This is a genomic window from Sphingopyxis sp. NJF-3, from assembly GCF_053514865.1.
Genome location: NZ_CM130726.1, coordinates 1,424,438 through 1,441,267 on the forward strand (window position 1 = coordinate 1,424,438; position 16,830 = coordinate 1,441,267).

Here is a 16,830-nt window from a genome sequence, read left to right on the forward strand (position 1 = left end):
GCCAGTGCCCCTCCGTCAGCGCTTCGCGCTGCCACCTCCCCATCGCTACGCGACAGGGAGGAGTGTCAACGTCCGCTCCCCATCCCATTTCCGTCATTCGCCGTCGATCTGGAGCGAATGTCGGGAAACGACCGGAAGGCGACGTTATTTTAATCGTCACCCCGGACTTGATCCGGGGTCCCGCTTTCCCCGTCGTTTAGCGGGACCCCGGATCAAGTCCGAGGTGACGAAGAAAGAAAAAAAACGCACGCTTGCCTTCAAACCGAGTCACCACCAATCCCGGAAAAAAAGACCCGCCATCCATCGGATGGCGGGCCCATATTCTCCGGCCGATCCGGCCGTGTCAGCAGACACAGCGCGGCTTGGGTTTCGGCTTCCACTTTTTCCTGGCGACGTGACGTTTGCGCACCGGCACAGTCTCGTAATAGGTCCGGGTCGAGGTCTCGACCGTTTCGGTGACCACCGGCGCGCCGTTGGTGATGATCGTCGTCACCACCACGCCCGGCGTGTACCAGGCATAGCCGTACCCATAGCCATGCTGATAGACGCTGGTGCCGCCCGGATAATAGCCGCCGGGATAAGGGGCGCCTTGGTAGTGGCCGCCCCGATACTGGCTGCGGCTCGCCCACCAGCTTTCGCACCGCTTGCGGTCGGCTTCGCTGCCGATCGCGGCGCCGGCGATCGCGCCCACGCCGCCGCCGATCAGCGTGCCCGCGGTGCGGTCGCCGCGGCCGGCGATGCGGTTGCCCGCGACGCCGCCGATCAGCCCGCCGACGACCGCACCACCGACGGCGTTGCCGTGGCCGCAGCGGCGCTCCATGTCGGCATCATGGCGCGGGTCGTAATCGCTGCGATATGCTTCGTCATAGGGCGGCGGTGGGGGATAGTCGACGCCGGGGCGGCCCTCGACCGTGCCTTCGTAGCGCCCGTCGTAGCGGCGGCCGTCGGGCGCTTCGTAGGTGCCGTCCCAGGTGCCGGTCCAGCGCCCCTCGGCGTCATAGGTGCCGCTGTAGACGGCGTCGGGCGGTGGCGGCGCGGGATAGGTGGTGCCGCGGCGATATTCGACCTCGCTCGGGACGCGGTCGGGATAGCCGGTGTAGACGCGGGTGTCGGACGCAGCAGGTGCGCCATAGTCGAGCGACGGGCGCGGATCGTCGCCGAAGGCGGCGCCCTGCGCCAGCGTCGCCGCGCCGCGCGGCGCCGGCATCGGCGCTTCGGCGCTCGACGCATGGCCCGACAGCAGCAGCGATCCCGCCGCAATTCCCAAGAGCAAGACTGTGCGCATGGCTAACTCCCTGTTTCAGCGGCCGTCGCGCGGTGAGTGACAAGCGGCTGGTTAACAGTTTGTTTAGCAAAAAGGCGGGACCCCCGCGAATCCGTTAACCCTGCAAATCGTCTCATTCTGGGTCATGTTCGGCCCGCGAGAGCCGCGGCGATGCGCGCGATCAGCGCCTCGGCGCCCGCCTGATCGTCGGGGGTGAAGCGCGAGGGCAGCGGGCTGTCGAGGTCGAGCACCCCGATCAGGCGGTCATCCGCGACGATGGGCACGACGAGTTCGCTGCGGCTCGCGGCATCGCAGGCGATGTGGCCGGGAAAGGCGAGGACGTCGTCGACGCGCTGGCTCGCGCGCAGCCGCGCCGCGGCACCGCACACCCCCTTGTCGAGCGCGATGCGGATGCACGCCGCCTTGCCCTGAAAGGGGCCGAGGACGAGCTCGGTCCCGTCGAAGCGATAGAAACCCGCCCAGTTGAGGTCGGGAATCGCCTGCCAGATCAGCGCCGCGACATTGGCCATGTTGGCGATTCCGTCGGGCTCCCCTGCGACCAGCGCCTCGGCGGCGTCGGCGGCTTCGGCCCAGCGTTCGGCGGGATCAGTGGCGGTGAAGGCGAGGGCATAGGACATGGCTGGCTTTCGGCTGATCAAATCGCTGCTTAGATGGGAGCGGGAAGCGGCGACGTCAAATCGCGCTTGCTCCGGTGCACGGCGGCGGAGCAAAGCGCGCGAGTGCGGGGTCGTCGCCGCGCCAGCGCAGCTCGACGATCGCATAGGTCGCATTATGATCGGACAGGCGCGGTCCATGGACGCCGTCGAACAGGCTGGTCACCGCGAGCGGAACCACCTCGACCCGTGAGCCGCTCGAAAAGCCGATCAAGTCCTGGAGCGCCGCCCATGCGCTGTCGTCGGTCATCGCCGCGGATCGCGCGGTCATCGTGTTGCCGGGCTGGGGGGCGATCAACCCGAACCGGGGATCGCTCGCGAACCGGCCCGTGCGGTCGCCCGCGCGCCGCATGTTGAAATCGCCCGCCGCGATCATCGGCCCCGCCATGCTTTGCGCGAGCAAGGCGTCATTCTCATGCGTCTGCGCCCGATGCGCGGCCTCGGCACGTGAGGCGGCGACGCCCGAAGGCGTCAGCGAATTGCGGTGGGTGTTGAACAGCCGGAGCGGCTCCGGGACGCCGGGGATGATCAGCGTCGCGACCTCGCCGCCCTTGTTGGCGAGGCAGTCGTAGCCCGCGCAGGCGGCGGTGCTGAACGGCGCGGCTTCGTCGATGAAAAGCGGCAGGTCGGTCGCAATATAAAGCCCGCTGTCGAGCCATTTGCCGATCGCCTCGCCCTTGAACCACCGTGCGCCGGCGTCGTAACCGGTGGGGCGGGGCGCCGCCGCGGCGGGGTTGCGCCGAACGTCGCGCGACGGGCCGGGAAGGATCCAGTCGTAATCGCCCGCCCGTGCGATCGCCGACGCTGCGGGGGTGAAGGCCTTGTGCAGGAAGAGAATATCGGGTGCCCGCCCCGAAGCGCGGTGCCGTTCCAGCCAGTCCGCGATGCGCCCAAGCTCATATTTGCGCTCGAGCCGCGCCGGAAAGGGCAGGCCCTCGACATTGTAGAGGAGGATGCGGAGCCGCATCGCCCGCCGTCCGTCGGCGAGTGGCGTGATCGGTGGCAGGCGCGCGGGGTCGTAGCAATCGGCGCGCCGCTCGACCCGCGCCGCCTCGCCGTCGGGAAGCAGCGCCCACAGCACGAACGCCGCGAGCGCGAGGATCGCGGCGACGCGCGCCAGCGCCCGCCCTATTCGACGCTCAGCCCGGTCCATTTCGCGGCGAAGGCATATTTGTCGGCGGCTTCGGCGATGATCTTGTCGGTCGGCTTGCCGGAACCGTGGCCCGCGCGCGTTTCGATGCGAATGAGGTGCGGCTTGTCGCCCGCATCGGCGTGCTGGAGCGCGGCGGTATATTTGAAGCTGTGCCCCGGCACCACACGGTCGTCGGTGTCGGCGGTGGTCACCAGCACCGCGGGATACTCCACCCCGTCCTTGATATTGTGATAGGGCGAATAGGTCAGCAGGTTCCGGAAATCCGCCTCCTTCGACGGATAGCCATAATCGTCGACCCAATAGCGCCCGGCGGTGAAACGGTCGAAGCGCAGCATGTCCATCACCCCGACCGCGGGCAGCGCGGCGGCGAACAGGTCGGGGCGCTGGTTGGTCACCGCGCCGACAAGCAGGCCGCCGTTCGACCCGCCCTCGATCGCGAGCTGGCCCTTGCCGGTGATGCCTTCGCCGATCAGAAATTCGCCCGCGGCGATGAAATCGTCGAAGACGTTCTGCTTCTTGTCGAGTCGCCCGGCGTCGTGCCACGCCTTGCCATATTCGCCGCCGCCGCGCAGGTTCGCGATCGCGAGCACGCCGCCCTTGTCGACCCACGCGAGCTTGGTCGGCGAGAAGGCGGGGGTCATCGAGACGTTGAAACCGCCATAACCATAGAGCAATGTCGGCGAACCCTTGCTGCGGTCGATCCCCTTCTTCATCACCAGGAACATCGGCACTTCGGTGCCGTCCTTCGATTTATAGAAGCGCTGCTCGACCGAGAATTGCTTGGGGTCGAAGGTCAGCTTGGGCTCGGCGAAGACGCTGCTCGCTCCGGTCACCGTGTCGAGCCGATAGATGGTCGTCGGCCGCGCATAGCTCGAAAAGGCGTAGAAGGTCTCGGGGTCGCCCGGCTTGCCGCCAAAGCCCGACGCCGAGCCGATGTCGGCGAGGTTGATCTCGGCGACCGGCTGGCCGCCCAGCGTCACCATTCGCGCCTCCGACTTCGCATCGCCGAGATAGGAGAGGATGATGCGATTGCCGACCTGGGACGCGCCGACCAGCGTCGCCTCATTCTCCGCGACCAGCGGCGTCAGCGCCTTGGGCTTTCTGATGTCCATCGCGACGAGCCGCTGGCGCGGCGCGTCCTTGTTGGTCAGGAAGATGAAGAGGGGGCCTTCGTTGCCGACATATTCCCAGTTGTTCGCATAATCGCCCACGAGCACGCGCGGCTTCGCGCCTTTCTTGCCGCCCGCCTTTTCGAGCGTGTAGAGCGTCAGCCCATAGCGTTCGTCGGTCCCTTCGGACGAGGTCACGAGCAGATACTGCCCGTCGTCGGTCACCTCGGCGCTGTGGTTGAGTGCGGGCTTGTCGGGCGAGGCATGGATCAGCACGTCGTCCGATTGCGGCGTGCCGAGCCTGTGGAAATAGACCGCGTGATTCTCGTTCAAGGACTGGAAGGCCTCGCCCGCCTCGGGCGCGGGAAAGCGCGAATAATAAAAGCCGCTGCCGTCCTTCGCCCAGTCGAGCGCCGAAAATTTCACCCAGCGCACTTCGTCGGGCAGGTCCTTGCCGCTCGCGACGTCCATCACGCGGACGATGCGCCAGTCGGTGCCGCCGTCCTGCACCGAATAGAGAAGATGCGTGCCATCCTTCGACGGCGTCCATTCGGCGAGCGCGGTCGCGCCGTCCTTGGCCCAGGCGTTGGGGTCGATCAGCACCCGGCCTTCGCCCGTCAGCCCATCGCGGACATAGAGCACCGACTGCGGCTGCAGCCCGTCGTTGCGCGTGTAGAAATAGCGGCTGCCCGCTTTCTCGGGCAGGCTGAAACGCTCGTAATTATAGAGCTCGGTCATCCGCTTGGCGAAGACGTCGCGGCCGGGCAGCGTGTCCAGATAGGCGTCGGTGACTTCATTCTCGGCCGCGACCCATGCCGCGACCTTCGGATTGACGCGAACATCGTCCTCGAGCCAGCGATAGGGATCGGCGACGTCGACCCCGAACTGCGAGTCGACCGTATCGCCGCGCACCGTGTCGGGATAGGCCAGCGCGGGCGCGGGGGCCGCCGCCGTCGCGGTTTCCGCGGCGTTCGCCGTCGCAGGGGCCGTCATCAGCAGCGCCAGCGCCAGCGGGGCGCGAAAGGAAGGTCGGGACATGGCAAGGCGATCCTCGTCGTCGGGTAATAATCGTGCGCGGCACTGTACGCATCGGCAAGGGCTGGGCAAGGAGATTTGCAGTCATTCCGAGCGCGTGTCGATTTCGAGCGCCGCGAAGTCGGCGGCGAAATCGGCGAGGCCAAGGATACCGCTGCATGCGCACGCGCCGGGCGCCGGTGGGCGGCCATCGCGAAAGCGCCGCAGCATCGCGAGCGCGGCGAGCGTCGGCACATAAGGGCCGCGGTTGCCCTCGGCGATCAGCGTCCAGCGCGCGCGGCGCGGGTCGCCCGCGGCATCGTCCCCCTCGACGATCACGTCCATCGCCCCGATATCGCCGCCGAACGGCAGCAGCAGCGTCGCCATCGCCCGGAGCGGCCGCGCCGCGGGGCGAAGGCTGCGAAGCCAGCCCCGGCGAACGGGCAGCGCGAGCAGCGCGAGCCCGAGATGGAGCAGGCCGAGTTCGAGTCCCGCGAAGAACTCGGCGCTGTCGCGCGGACGATAGCGCTCGACGAGCAGATCCTGTTCGGGCGTGTCGCAGACGCTCGCCCAGCGGCGACCGACGCCCGGCACCGGCCAGCGATGCGTCATGCCCCAGCCGGGCACCTCGTCCCAGCAGCCGCCGCGCCAAACGCGCACCGGCCGGCCGGCATAGGAGAGGATCGCCTGCACCACCGCGAGCCCGCGGGGTGCGCGATTTCCCGGAAAGATGCCGATGCGGATCGTCTCCACCCGCCGCCAGTCCGCGACGAGCGTGTCGAGCACGGCGTGCGACAGCGCGGGGATCGAACTGGCGCCGGCGATGACGCTGATCCCGGCCGCTTTCGCAGCGGCGTCGTGCGCGCCGATGCCCGCGACGAAATCCCGCCCGTCGGCGAGGTCGATATAATGCACTCCCGCGGCGATCGCGGCCTCGATCACGGTCGGCGCGGACGCCTGGAAGGGACCCGCGGCGTCGACCACGACGTCGAATCCCGCAAAGTCGGCGGCGCCGATCCGCTCGCGGTCGAGAATCCGCACCGGCAATCCGTCGAGCCGCGCCGCGAGCGCGTCGAGCCGCGTCCGGTCGCGCGCGGCGAGAGTCAGCAATAATCCGGGCTCACGCGCCGCCCTTTCGGCAAGCCGGCTGCCGAAGACTCCGGTCGCGCCGATCAGCAGGACGCGCGTCTCAGCCATCGCGGAACAGCGCATGCTGGTTCACGAGCTCGCCTAGCAGCGGATGCGTGACCTTGAGGTCGAAGGCGAAGCGTCCGCTGCCCAGATGCTGGTGCGTGACCAGGGTTGCGCCAGGCGCGAGCCAGCGCGGCAGGCGCAGGCGGATGCGCCCCGCCTGCCAGAAATAATGGTCGGAGGCGAAGATCAGCGCATCGGCCTCGGCGCGCACCATCAGCGCCATGCCGAAGCCGCCGCCGATATGCTCCTCGAGCCCCGTCGTTCCCGCGAAGCGCTTGGCGCTATGGATCACCTGCGGATAGCCGCGCCGCCGGCCATAGAGGCGCGTCCAGCACTGGCCGCCGCTCGCCCGGTCCTCGCTGACCGCGACCGCGGCGGGGGCCGGGCCGCTGGCGTTCGTCGGCAGCGGTGCGCCGATCAGGCGGCAAAGCTGCGCGAGCAGCCAACCGGCGCGGGAGAGCCGCGTCCAGACGATCTGGCCGCTATAGGTCGCGACGCGTTGATCGGAGAGGCGCTTGGAGAAGCGGCGGCGCACGTCGTCGGGAAGCGCGTCCCACGCGGCGTGCGGGACCAGGCGGCGAAAGCGATAGTCGTAGAGGATGTCGTCGTCGGGCCTGGGAACAGAGGTGGCGTCCGGCGCCAAGGCTCTTTCGGTGACCAGTTCGCCCATGACCCGTCTCCTACTGCGCGTCCTTGCCTTTGCCCGGACGCCAGTTGATCAGCTTCGTCACCCCGGCACCCAGCTTGATCAGCCGCATCAGCGCGGGTTTGGGGACGGCGAGCATCTCGTCGTGCCAGCGGCTCATCACCGTCACGAAATCGAGCATCTCGGACAGTCGCCCCTTCGCGCCCGCGCTCAGCCCGGGATCGTCGGCGGCGCGCGCGACGCAGGCCTTGAGCGCGGCTTCGGCGGGGTCGATCTCGCGCGCCTTGCGCCCCACGGCGATGCGCGTGACCATTTCCCATATGTCGGTCTCGGCCGCGAAATGGTCGCGCCGGTCGCCGAGCATCGGCACCCGCTCGATCAGCCGCCAGCCGAGCAGTTCCTTGATCGAATTGGACACGTTCGAGCGCGCGAGACCGAGCGCATCCGCAATTTCCTCGGCGTGCAGCGGCCGGTCGCTGACGAACAGCAGGGCATGAATCTGCGCGACCGACCGATTGACTCCCCACTGGCCGCCAAGATTGCCCCAGTGAAGGATGAACTCGGTCGCGGCCGGCGACAGTTTCGACTCATGTTCAATAATTTCTGTCATAACAGAAATATCTGATAGAAGAGGTGTGAAGTCAAGCGTAATGAGGCCGCGGCGGCGACCCGAAGGCGGGCCCCAAGCCGCGCTGGCCGTGGCCATGAAAAAGGGCGGCCGTCCTTTCGGACGCCGCCCTTGATCTTGTCTTGCTGAAAACTGCGACTTACGCGTCTTCGAATTCGTCCTCGGCATTCACCGGGCCCGAATCCTGGCCCTTGGCGTCGACGTCGCGGTCGACGAACTCGATGATCGCGATCGGCGCTGCGTCCGAGGCGCGGATGCCGGCCTTGATGATGCGGGTATAGCCGCCGTTGCGGTCCTTGTAGCGTTCGGCGAGCACGTCGAACAGCTTGACCAGCTGGGTGTCGTCCATCAGCCGGCTCTTGGCGAGGCGGCGGTTGGCGAGGCCGCCGCGCTTGGCGAGCGTGACCAGCTTTTCGATATAGGGACGCAGTTCCTTCGCCTTGGCGACGGTCGTCGTGATCTGCTCATGCTTGATGAGCGAGGCCGACATGTTGCGGAACAGGGCCGTGCGATGCGCGCTCGTGCGCTGCAGCTTCCGGCCACCCGATTTATGACGCATAATCCATTCCTTCGTTCGTTAAGGGCCCGTGCGAGGTAGCCCAGACCAGGTCGATTTGCGGGCCGACCCATTCCCGTTGTGGCCCCGGCCGAAGCCGGGGCGCAAAGTCAGCCGAGAAGTTCCTGTTCGAGCTTCTTGGCCATTTCCTCGATGTTCTCGGGCGGCCAGCCGGGGATGTCCATGCCGAGGCGCAAACCCATCGACGACAGCACTTCCTTAATTTCGTTCAAGGATTTGCGACCGAAGTTCGGGGTGCGCAGCATTTCGGCCTCGGTCTTCTGGACCAGGTCGCCGATATAGATGATGTTGTCGTTCTTCAGGCAGTTGGCGCTGCGGACCGACAGCTCGAGTTCGTCGACCTTCTTGAGGAGGAAGCGGTTGAGCTGGTTGACGTCCGATTCGTCGCTGGCTGTCGAGGGGGCCGCCATGCCGATCAGGCCGCTGTCGTTCATCGCCTCTTCGAAGTGGACGAAGACCTGGAGCTGATCCTGGAGGATGCGCGCGGCATAGGCGACGGCGTCCTCAGGCGTGACCGTGCCGTCGGTCTCGACGGTCAGGTTCAGCTTGTCATAGTCCAGCTCCTGGCCGATGCGGGCGTTGTCGACCTTGTAGGCGACCTGGCGCACCGGCGAATAGAGCGAGTCGACGGGGATCAGGCCGATCGGCGCATCGGCCGGACGGTTGGCGGTCGCGGGGACATAGCCCTTGCCGGTGTCGGCGACGAGTTCCATGTTCAGCGTCGCGCCGTCGTCGAGGTGGCAGATGACATGGTTCGGGTTCATCACCTTGATGTCGCCCGACACCATGATGTCGCCCGCCTTGACGGTCGCGGGACCGGTCGCCGAAAGCTGGAGCCGCTTCGGGCCTTCGCCTTCCATCTTCAGCGCGATCTGCTTCACGTTGAGGACGATGTCGGTGACGTCCTCGCGCACGCCGGCGAGGCTGCTGAATTCGTGCAGCACATTCTCGATCTTGATCGACGTGATCGCAGCGCCCTGGAGCGACGAGAGCAGCACGCGGCGCAGCGCGTTGCCGAGCGTCAGGCCGAAACCGCGCTCAAGCGGCTCGGCGACGAAGGTCGCCTTGCGCTTGCCGTCGCCGCCGGCCTTGATTTCCAGGTTGCTGGGCTTCTTCAATTCCTGCCAGTTCCGGATATTGACAGTCATGGACTTCCCTTTGCTTTGGGCGGGACGGGCAGGGGGCGCCTGCCTGTCCAGCGAGGATTTGGTGCGGGCGGCGCCCCGGCGGTGGGGCGCGCCCGAAAAGACGTCAGACGCGGCGGCGCTTGGCCGGGCGGACGCCATTGTGCGGGATCGGCGTCACGTCGCGGATCGACGTGATGTGGAAACCGACCGCCTGCAGGGCGCGCAGCGCCGATTCGCGGCCGGCACCGGGGCCCTTGACCTCGACCTCGAGCGTGCGGACGCCGTGTTCGGCGGCCTTCTTGCCCGCGTCTTCGGCGCAGACCTGCGCCGCATAGGGGGTCGACTTGCGGCTTCCCTTGAAGCCCATCATGCCGGCGCTCGACCAAGCGATGGCGTTGCCCTGCGCGTCGGTGATGGTGATCATCGTGTTGTTGAAGGTCGCGTTGACGTGGGCGACGCCCGACGAGATGTTCTTGCGTTCGCGCCGACGAAGGCGCTGCGGTTCACGAGCCATGATGAAATCCTAACCTGTATCCTGAATGGCCGGTGGCGGACGGATCGCCGCTCTCCGGCAGGGAAAGAAACAAGGAAGCGCGCCCGATGGACGCGCTCGACCTTACTTCTTCTTGCCGGCGATCGGCTTCGCCTTGCCCTTGCGGGTGCGCGCGTTGGTGTGCGTGCGCTGGCCGCGGACGGGAAGGCCCTTGCGATGACGCAGGCCGCGATAGCAGGCGAGGTCCATCAGGCGCTTGATGTTCATCGCCGTGTTGCGGCGAAGGTCACCCTCGACCGTGTGGTCGGCGTCGATCGCTTCGCGGATCTGGAGGACTTCGGCGTCCGACAGGTCCTGGATGCGGCGGCTGTGGTCGATGCCCAGCTTGTCGGCGATGTCGACGGCGGTCTTGCGACCGATGCCGTGGATGTAGGTGAGCGCGATGATCACGCGCTTGTTGGTGGGCAGGTTGACGCCCGCGATACGTGCCATGGTGATTCTTTCTCCTGCTCCACAGGGCGCGCTGGCAAACGGCCCTATCTCAAAGCGTCTGATTTCCAACACAAAAAGCGGACCACGAATGCGCGGCTGCGCTTCGCCGTCCGGTCAGGCTGTTGGAATGGATGGGCAACTAGGGTGAGTCGCGCCGAAAGTCAAGCGAGCCGCCCCGAAATCGCGGCGAGCCGAGCGGGTTCAGCCGGCCGACGTCAATGCGACCGCGCGCTCGTGCAGGCGGTCGACGACGGCGCGGTGAATGCCCGGGGCGCAGGCGATGACGCCGAAGGCCTGCGCGCGCGGGGTATTGAAGACGAGCGGGGCGCCGAAGGCATCGGTGACGGTCGCGCCCGCCTCGGTCGCGATCAGTGCCGCGGCGGCGACGTCCCATTCGAAACCCCAGCGAAGCGTCGCAACGAGGTCGGCACGGTCGTCGGCGACGAGCGCCATGCGCAACGCGATGCTGTTCGGTTTGGTCACCATGACGAGGTCGCGGTCGATTTTCGGCAGGCTGTCGGCGGGCACGCGCGCGCCGTCGAAGCTGGTGCGCCGGCTCGCGCGCAGGGTCTCGCCGTTGAGCTGCGCGCCCCGGCCGCGCTGCGCGACCCACAGCTCGTCGAGCGCGGGTGCATAGAGCACGCCGAGCTCGGGCGCGCCGTCGACGACGAGCGCGACCGACACCGCCCAGCCGGGGCGGCCGCGGATAAAGTCGCGCGTGCCGTCGATCGGGTCGACGCACCACATCGCGCGCCGCGACAGCCGCGCGTCATTGTCGGCGGTCTCCTCCGACAGCCATCCGGCTTCGGGCACCATCGCGCCGAGCACCGCCTTCAGGCGCGCGTCGACCGCGAGGTCGACGTCGCTGACCGGATTGTCGTGCGACTTGTGCCAGACGTCGATCGCCTGGCCCTCGCCGCGCCAGCGCGCCATTGCCATATCGCCGACCTCGCGCGTCGCGGCGATCACCGCTTCGAGATTGCGGCCCGGCATCCGCGTCCCCGCCTAGCTGCTGGCGACGGTCATGCCGTCGATGCGCAGGGTCGGGACGTTGGTGGCGTGACGAAATTCCAGATCGTCGGCGGGAATGAGCGCCGCGAACATGTCGATCAGATTGCCCGCGACGGTGAACTCCGCGATTGGGCCGGCGATCGCTCCATCGCGGATGACGAAGCCCGACGCGCCGCGGCTGTAATCGCCGGTCACCGGATTGACGCCCTGGCCGATCAACTCGGTGATGTAGACGCCCTCCACGACGTCGGCCATCAGCGCTTCGGGCGTGACCGTCCCGGCGGCGAGGTGGAGGTTGCTCGCGCTCACCCCCGACGCGCCGCCGCCGCGGCTGGCGTGGCCGGTGGGTGTCAGGCCGAGCTGCTTCGCAGAGGCGGTGTCGAGCAGCCAGCCGGTTATTCTGCCGTTTGCGACGACGTCGCGCGCCGCGGTGGGCAAGCCTTCGCCGTCGAAGGCGCGGCTGCGCAGTCCGCGCGGCCGGTGCGGATCGTCGCGAATGACGATGCCGCTGTCGAACAGCTGGCGATCTTCCTTGCCGAGCAGGAAACTCGTCCCGCGTGCCACGGCGGGGCCGGCGATGGCACCGAGCAGATGGCCGACGATGCTGCCGCCGACGCGCGGATCGATGATGACGGGAACCTTGCCGACCGGCGCCTTGCCGGGATTCAGCCGCGCGACGGCGCGCGCGCCCGCGCGTGCGCCGATATCCTCGGCGTCTTCGAGATCGGAGAGGTGATGCGCGCTGTGCCAGCCATAGTCGCGCTGCATCGCCGCGCCCTCGCCGGCGATGACGCTCGCCGACAGGCTGTGCCCACTCGCGCCATAGCCGCCCGCGAAGCCGTGGCTGGTGACGAGCGCGAACCGCGTGCGGCTGTGGCTCGCGCTGCCGCCCTCGCTGTTGGTGACGCCCGAAACGGCGCGGGCGGCTTCTTCCACCGCGAGCGCGGCCTCGCGCAGCGCCCGGGGGTCGGCTTCGCTGCCGTCGTCGAGGTCGAAATCGGGGATCGGACCGCTGAACAGCAGCGCTTCGGGCGCGAGCCCGGCATAGGGGTCCTCGGGCGCTTCGCGCGCCATGGCGACACAGCGCTCGACCAGCTTGGCGAGCTCGCCCGGGTCCATGTCGGCCGTCGACACGCTCGCGCTGCGCTGGCCGACGAAGACGCGCAAGCTGATGTCCTGGCCTTCGGAGCGCTCGACATCTTCGAGCGCGCCGAGGCGCATCGACACCGACGTGGCGGCATTGCAGTAATAGAGCGCGTCGGCGGCGTCGGCGCCCGCGCGGGTCGCGGCGTCGCACAGCAGTTGCGCACGGTCGAGGGCTTCGGCAACGGTCAGCATGGCCGCGCCCTAGACCGCGCGCAGCGGGTCGTCAAAATTTAAGTCGGGATCAGCCTGCGACGGCCGCGATCGCTTGCGTCGCGGCAAGCGCGCCGCTGACCCAGAGGAAGGGCAGGGCGAGCGCGGCGACCCACAGGCGGCGGACGTCGCGGCGGAACCGCGCGTGCAGGCCCCAGCTCGCGAGCGCCTGGCGGCTGAGGTGATACCAGCGCCGTTCGGTGATCCGTGCGGCGGGCACCGCGAGCGCAAGCAGCATGACCAGCGCGACAATGGTGAAGGCCGAGGGCGCGCCGGCGGCGATCGCGCTCGACACCAGCCAGATCTGCAGTGCGGCAAAGGCGAGCAGCGCTGCGGCGACGTGGACGGTCATTCGGCGCCCCAGGCTTCGCGCCGGAGGCACGCTGGGAATCGAGCGCCCCAGCAGGCGCGGTCCGAACGTCGATGCCATTTTTTCAGCCTCCCCGGCTGACGATTCCCAGAAGGAACCAAGTTTTCAGCCGTTTATCCCCGAGTCAAGCCACGATGGCGCCGATTCGTTAATTTTCCGCGTCAATTCATCGAAGATTCCGAACAAAAATGCGTCGAACCGCCTTCCAGTAGCGAAAAGGCGAGTCATTTTGAGCTTTGGGGTGCGGTTTCGGGGCGGGTCTTGCCTCCGTCTTGTTCTGCTAATACGCTCACCTCATCGCGGCGAGCGGGGCCGACCTCGGGGGGGCCTGTGCATCCGGATGGCAGCCTCGCACCGTCCAGCCGCTGTTCGTCCGTTCGAAGCCAGGGGAAATCCTATGCGCCATCTCGCTCTTCTCGCCGCTCTCGCGCTGCCGCTGGCGCCTGCGCTCGCCGCCGAGGATGCGGTGCCCGCTGCCGTCGAGGCGCGGCCCGCCGCGCTCGTCGCCGACGGCGTGCCCGCCGTGCCGTCCGACCTCGCCGCCGCATCGCGTCCCTATATGGAAAGCCGCGGCGCGGGCTTCGTCGGGTGGAACGACGGCGACCAATCGATGCTGATCGCGACCCGTTTCGGCAACACCAGCCAGATCCACCGCGTCGCGAGGCCGATGGGCGCGCGGCAGCAGCTGACCTTCGAGGAAGAGCCGGTCAGCGCGGGCGCCTGGTCGCCGAAGAGCGCCGATATCATGCTGGTGCAGAAGGATATCGGCGGCAACGAGTTCTATCAGATCTACGCGATGAAGAACGGGCGACTGGTGCTGCTGACCGACGGCAAGAGCCGCAACAGCTTCAACGCGTGGAGCGACGACGGGACACTCGTCGGCTATACGTCGACGCGGCGCAACGGCCGCGACAGCGACCTTTATGTTATGAACCCGCGCGATCCCGCCTCGGGGCGCATGGTTGCCGAAGTCGAGGGCGGCGGCTGGTATCTGACCGACTTCGCGCCCGACAAGAGCTGGGCGCTGGTCGCCAAATATGTCTCGGTGCAAAAGACCGACCTCTATCGGCTCGACCTGGCGAGCGGGGCGCTGACGCCGATCGGCGATCATGCGAAGGCGATCGCGATCGGCGGCGCGGACTTCGCGCCCGACGGCACCATCTGGGTCACCAGCGACGAGGGATCGGATTTCCAGCGGCTGGGGACGATCGACCCGAAAAACGGCGCCTTCACCCCGCGCGGACCCGCCGAAAAATGGGACGTCGATACGTTCGATATCTCCGACGACGGCCGCTTCATCGCCTATGTCGTCAACGAAGCGGGGATGAGCAAGCTTCGCATCCTCGACGTCAAGAGCGGCAAGGCGCGCACGGTCGAGGCACTGCCCGCGGGGATCATCGGCGGCATCGACATCGCGCCCTGGGGCGAGATCGGGCTCAGCTTCACCTCGGCGCGGAGCGCGGCGGACGCCTATAGCGTCAATCCGGAAACGCTCGCGGTGACGCGCTGGACCCAGAGCGAGACCGGCGGCCTCGACGTGACGAAGAATGTCGAGCCCGAGCTGGTGAGCGTGAAGAGCTTCGACGGGCTCGCGGTGTCGGGCTTTCTCTATCGCCCCGATCCGGCGAAATTCCCCGGCAAGCGGCCGCTGATCATGAACGTCCACGGCGGCCCCGAAGGCCAGTCGCGGCCCGGCTTCCTCGGCCGCAACAACTATCTGCTCAACGAGCTCGGCATCGCCATCTTCTATCCCAACGTCCGGGGCTCGACGGGCTATGGCAAGACGTTCGTCAGCCTCGACAACGGGCCGTTCAAGCGCGAGGACAGCGTCAAGGACATGGGCGCCTTCCTCGACGTGCTGGCGAAGGATCCCGCGCTCGACGCGGCGCGCTTCGGGCTGACCGGCGGCAGCTACGGCGGCTATATGTGCTATGCCGCCGCGACCCATTATGCCGACAAGCTGCGCGCCAATCTGTGCGTCGTCGCCATCTCCAATTTCGTGACCTTCCTCGAGAATACGCAGGATTACCGCCGCGATTTGCGCCGCGTCGAATATGGCGACGAGCGCGTGCCCGAGCAGCGCGCGAAGCTGCTGGAAATCTCGCCGCTCACCCGCGTCGGCGACATCCGGAAGCCGCTCTATGTGGTGACGGGTGCCAATGATCCGCGCGTGCCGGCATCGGAGGCCGAGCAGATCGTCGCCGCGGTGCGCAAGAACGGCGGCACCGCCTGGCATCTCGTCGGCACCAACGAGGGGCACGGCTTCGCCAAGAAGGAAAATGCCGATTATCAATTCTGGACCTCGCTGCTCTTCTGGCAGCAATATCTGCTGAACTGAACCGGCGGCCTTGACCGCGACACCGGCCGAGGCGTAGCGATTCTCCACCCTTTCATCGGATGGAGACGCGATGCGCCGGCCCAAATTGCTCGACACGATGCGCGATTACAGCTGGCCGCTGTTTCGCGCCGACGCATTGGCCGGGATCAGCGTCGCGCTCGTCGCGCTGCCGCTGTGCATCGCCATCGCCATCGCTTCGGGAAGCACGCCCTTCGTCGGGCTCGTCACCGCGATCACCGGCGGCTTCGTCATCTCGCTGACGAGCGGCAGCCGGGTGCAGATCGGCGGGCCGACCGGCGCCTTCATCGTCGTCGTCTATGGCGTGATCCAGGATCACGGGATGGACGGGCTGATCGTTGCGACCATCATGGCGGGGCTGATCCTGATCGTCGCCGGCTTCTTCCGCGCCGGGCGCCTGATCGCGCTGATCCCCGAGGCAGTGATCAACGGCTTCACCATCGGCATCGCCGCGATCATCGCAGCGAGCCAGTTCGCCGATGCGCTGGGGCTCTCGGCCGGCAACGTTCCGGCGGACATGATCCCGAAGATCGAGGCGCTGTGGGCGGCGCGCGGTTCGCTCAGCCTCGCGGCGCTCGCCGTCACCGCGGTGACGATCGCCGCTATCCTGCTGCTCCGCCGCTGGCGCCCGCGCTGGCCGGTGCTGGTGATCGCGGTGGGCGCGGCATCGCTCGCGGTGTTGTGGCTGCACCTCCCGGTCGACACGGTGGGCTCGCGGTTCGGCGCCTTGCCGAGCGGGCTTCCCGCACCGCACTGGCCGCAGGTGACCGCGGCGCGGCTGGTCGAGCTGCTGCCCTCGGCGCTCACCATCGCCTTTCTGGCTGGGGTCGAATCTTTGCTCTCGGCGATCGTCGCCGACCGCATGTTCGGCGGCCAGCATCGGCCGAGCGCCGAGTTGCTTGCACAGGGTTACGCCAATGTGCTGACGCCGCTGTTCGGCGGCCTGCCCGTCACCGGCGCGATTGCGCGCACCGCGACCAACGTCCGCGCCGGCGGGCGGACGCCGGTGGCGGGGATGGTCCATGCGCTGGTGATACTGTTCGTGCTGCTCGTCGCCGGCGGCCTGGCCGGCGCGCTGGCGTTGCCCGCGCTGGCGGCGGTGCTGCTCGTCACCGCCGCCAATATGGCGGAGCCCGAAAAATGGCGCGAACATTGGTCGCTGCCGTGGGACGAGCGGCTGTTGCTGCTGCTGACGCTCCTGCTCACCGTCTTCGCCGACCTGACGATCGCGATCGGCACGGGGGTCGCGCTCGGACTGCTGCTGCGCTGGTGGAAGGGCAAGCGCGCCGGCCCCTGGACGCCGCGCGAGCGATAGAGTGTTTTCAAGTCAGGTGGAATCACCTGACGACTCGGAAAACACGGTAAA

At 67.8% G+C, this 16,830-nt stretch carries 16 protein-coding genes; 2 read left to right on the forward strand and 14 right to left on the reverse strand.

The genetic code is table 11. The annotated features are described in order from the left end of the window. Positions 1-343: 343 nt before the first annotated feature. The 14 genes from ACOTSS_RS06725 to ACOTSS_RS06790 all read right to left on the reverse strand — a co-directional run bounded on the left by ACOTSS_RS06725 (position 344) and on the right by ACOTSS_RS06790 (position 13,090). Positions 344-1,285: a glycine zipper 2TM domain-containing protein gene (locus ACOTSS_RS06725; protein WP_448690733.1), complete on the reverse strand. Its 942-nt coding sequence runs from the start codon at positions 1,283-1,285 to the stop codon at positions 344-346. A gap of 122 nt (positions 1,286-1,407) precedes the next feature. Continuing rightward, entirely contained in the window at positions 1,408-1,902 is a 495-nt protein-coding gene (locus tag ACOTSS_RS06730; RefSeq protein WP_448690734.1) for a GAF domain-containing protein, read from the reverse strand. 55 nt (positions 1,903-1,957) lie between these two features. After that, the gene (locus ACOTSS_RS06735; protein ID WP_448690735.1) at positions 1,958-3,091 is read right to left on the reverse strand and encodes a hypothetical protein; all 1,134 of its coding nucleotides are present in this window, start codon (positions 3,089-3,091) and stop codon (positions 1,958-1,960) included. Next, positions 3,067-5,238 (reverse strand): prolyl oligopeptidase family serine peptidase, encoded by a 2,172-nt coding sequence (locus tag ACOTSS_RS06740; protein WP_448690736.1) that lies wholly within the window; start codon positions 5,236-5,238, stop codon positions 3,067-3,069. The genes ACOTSS_RS06735 and ACOTSS_RS06740 overlap by 25 nt, the downstream gene beginning before the upstream one ends. Before the next feature lie 81 nt (positions 5,239-5,319). Then, complete coding sequence (locus ACOTSS_RS06745; protein WP_448690737.1) at positions 5,320-6,411, reverse strand: saccharopine dehydrogenase NADP-binding domain-containing protein; 1,092 nt, start codon at positions 6,409-6,411, stop codon at positions 5,320-5,322. Beyond that, positions 6,404-7,078: a DUF4166 domain-containing protein gene (locus ACOTSS_RS06750; RefSeq protein ID WP_448690738.1), complete on the reverse strand. Its 675-nt coding sequence runs from the start codon at positions 7,076-7,078 to the stop codon at positions 6,404-6,406. Before ACOTSS_RS06750 ends, ACOTSS_RS06745 begins: the two co-directional genes overlap by 8 nt. 10 nt (positions 7,079-7,088) lie before the next feature. Next, on the reverse strand, positions 7,089-7,664 hold the full coding sequence (locus tag ACOTSS_RS06755) for a GbsR/MarR family transcriptional regulator (protein ID WP_448690739.1): 576 nt from the start codon (positions 7,662-7,664) through the stop codon (positions 7,089-7,091). A 157-nt stretch (positions 7,665-7,821) separates the two neighbouring features. Beyond that, a complete protein-coding gene (rplQ, locus tag ACOTSS_RS06760) occupies positions 7,822-8,241 on the reverse strand; it encodes a 50S ribosomal protein L17 (protein WP_095387549.1) in 420 nt (139 codons plus the stop codon). A gap of 107 nt (positions 8,242-8,348) precedes the next feature. Then, positions 8,349-9,407, reverse strand: a complete 1,059-nt coding sequence (locus ACOTSS_RS06765; protein WP_448690740.1) for a DNA-directed RNA polymerase subunit alpha — start codon at positions 9,405-9,407, stop codon at positions 8,349-8,351. Between the two features lie 103 nt (positions 9,408-9,510). Continuing rightward, positions 9,511-9,900, reverse strand: coding sequence for a 30S ribosomal protein S11 (gene rpsK / locus ACOTSS_RS06770; RefSeq protein ID WP_003040416.1), 390 nt, complete (start codon positions 9,898-9,900; stop codon positions 9,511-9,513). A 102-nt stretch (positions 9,901-10,002) separates the two neighbouring features. Next, positions 10,003-10,371 carry a 30S ribosomal protein S13 gene (gene rpsM / locus ACOTSS_RS06775; RefSeq protein ID WP_053554920.1) on the reverse strand — a complete coding sequence of 123 codons (369 nt, stop codon included), beginning with the start codon at positions 10,369-10,371 and terminating at the stop codon, positions 10,003-10,005. A 201-nt stretch (positions 10,372-10,572) separates the two neighbouring features. Then, positions 10,573-11,364 carry an inositol monophosphatase family protein gene (locus tag ACOTSS_RS06780; protein ID WP_448690741.1) on the reverse strand — a complete coding sequence of 264 codons (792 nt, stop codon included), beginning with the start codon at positions 11,362-11,364 and terminating at the stop codon, positions 10,573-10,575. Between the two features lie 12 nt (positions 11,365-11,376). Continuing rightward, positions 11,377-12,720, reverse strand: coding sequence for a TldD/PmbA family protein (locus tag ACOTSS_RS06785; protein ID WP_448690742.1), 1,344 nt, complete (start codon positions 12,718-12,720; stop codon positions 11,377-11,379). A 49-nt stretch (positions 12,721-12,769) separates the two neighbouring features. After that, a complete protein-coding gene (locus tag ACOTSS_RS06790; RefSeq protein WP_448690743.1) occupies positions 12,770-13,090 on the reverse strand; it encodes a hypothetical protein in 321 nt (106 codons plus the stop codon). 415 nt (positions 13,091-13,505) lie between these two features. On the opposite strand from ACOTSS_RS06790, the gene ACOTSS_RS06795 reads away from it, so the two are divergent. Together ACOTSS_RS06795 and ACOTSS_RS06800 are read left to right on the forward strand one after the other, a co-directional pair. After that, positions 13,506-15,446, forward strand: coding sequence for a S9 family peptidase (locus ACOTSS_RS06795; protein ID WP_448690744.1), 1,941 nt, complete (start codon positions 13,506-13,508; stop codon positions 15,444-15,446). A 70-nt stretch (positions 15,447-15,516) separates the two neighbouring features. Beyond that, positions 15,517-16,779 carry a SulP family inorganic anion transporter gene (locus tag ACOTSS_RS06800; RefSeq protein ID WP_448690745.1) on the forward strand — a complete coding sequence of 421 codons (1,263 nt, stop codon included), beginning with the start codon at positions 15,517-15,519 and terminating at the stop codon, positions 16,777-16,779. Positions 16,780-16,830: the final 51 nt, after the last annotated feature.

Excerpts from the sequence above, each read along its gene's own strand:
- ACOTSS_RS06730 (WP_448690734.1), bottom strand. The coding sequence starts at position 1,902 with ATGTCCTATGCCCTCGCCTTCACCGCCACTGATCCCGCCGAACGCTGG.
- ACOTSS_RS06740 (WP_448690736.1), bottom strand. The coding sequence starts at position 5,238 with ATGTCCCGACCTTCCTTTCGCGCCCCGCTGGCGCTGGCGCTGCTGATG.
- ACOTSS_RS06735 (WP_448690735.1), bottom strand. The coding sequence starts at position 3,091 with ATGGACCGGGCTGAGCGTCGAATAGGGCGGGCGCTGGCGCGCGTCGCC.
- ACOTSS_RS06785 (WP_448690742.1), bottom strand. The coding sequence starts at position 12,720 with ATGCTGACCGTTGCCGAAGCCCTCGACCGTGCGCAACTGCTGTGCGAC.
- ACOTSS_RS06750 (WP_448690738.1), bottom strand. The coding sequence starts at position 7,078 with ATGGGCGAACTGGTCACCGAAAGAGCCTTGGCGCCGGACGCCACCTCT.
- rplQ (WP_095387549.1), bottom strand. The coding sequence starts at position 8,241 with ATGCGTCATAAATCGGGTGGCCGGAAGCTGCAGCGCACGAGCGCGCAT.
- ACOTSS_RS06745 (WP_448690737.1), bottom strand. The coding sequence starts at position 6,411 with ATGGCTGAGACGCGCGTCCTGCTGATCGGCGCGACCGGAGTCTTCGGC.
- ACOTSS_RS06755 (WP_448690739.1), bottom strand. The coding sequence starts at position 7,664 with ATGACAGAAATTATTGAACATGAGTCGAAACTGTCGCCGGCCGCGACC.
- ACOTSS_RS06795 (WP_448690744.1), top strand. The coding sequence starts at position 13,506 with ATGCGCCATCTCGCTCTTCTCGCCGCTCTCGCGCTGCCGCTGGCGCCT.
- ACOTSS_RS06765 (WP_448690740.1), bottom strand. The coding sequence starts at position 9,407 with ATGACTGTCAATATCCGGAACTGGCAGGAATTGAAGAAGCCCAGCAAC.
- rpsK (WP_003040416.1), bottom strand. The coding sequence starts at position 9,900 with ATGGCTCGTGAACCGCAGCGCCTTCGTCGGCGCGAACGCAAGAACATC.
- ACOTSS_RS06800 (WP_448690745.1), top strand. The coding sequence starts at position 15,517 with ATGCGCCGGCCCAAATTGCTCGACACGATGCGCGATTACAGCTGGCCG.
- rpsM (WP_053554920.1), bottom strand. The coding sequence starts at position 10,371 with ATGGCACGTATCGCGGGCGTCAACCTGCCCACCAACAAGCGCGTGATC.
- ACOTSS_RS06780 (WP_448690741.1), bottom strand. The coding sequence starts at position 11,364 with ATGCCGGGCCGCAATCTCGAAGCGGTGATCGCCGCGACGCGCGAGGTC.
- ACOTSS_RS06790 (WP_448690743.1), bottom strand. The coding sequence starts at position 13,090 with ATGACCGTCCACGTCGCCGCAGCGCTGCTCGCCTTTGCCGCACTGCAG.
- ACOTSS_RS06725 (WP_448690733.1), bottom strand. The coding sequence starts at position 1,285 with ATGCGCACAGTCTTGCTCTTGGGAATTGCGGCGGGATCGCTGCTGCTG.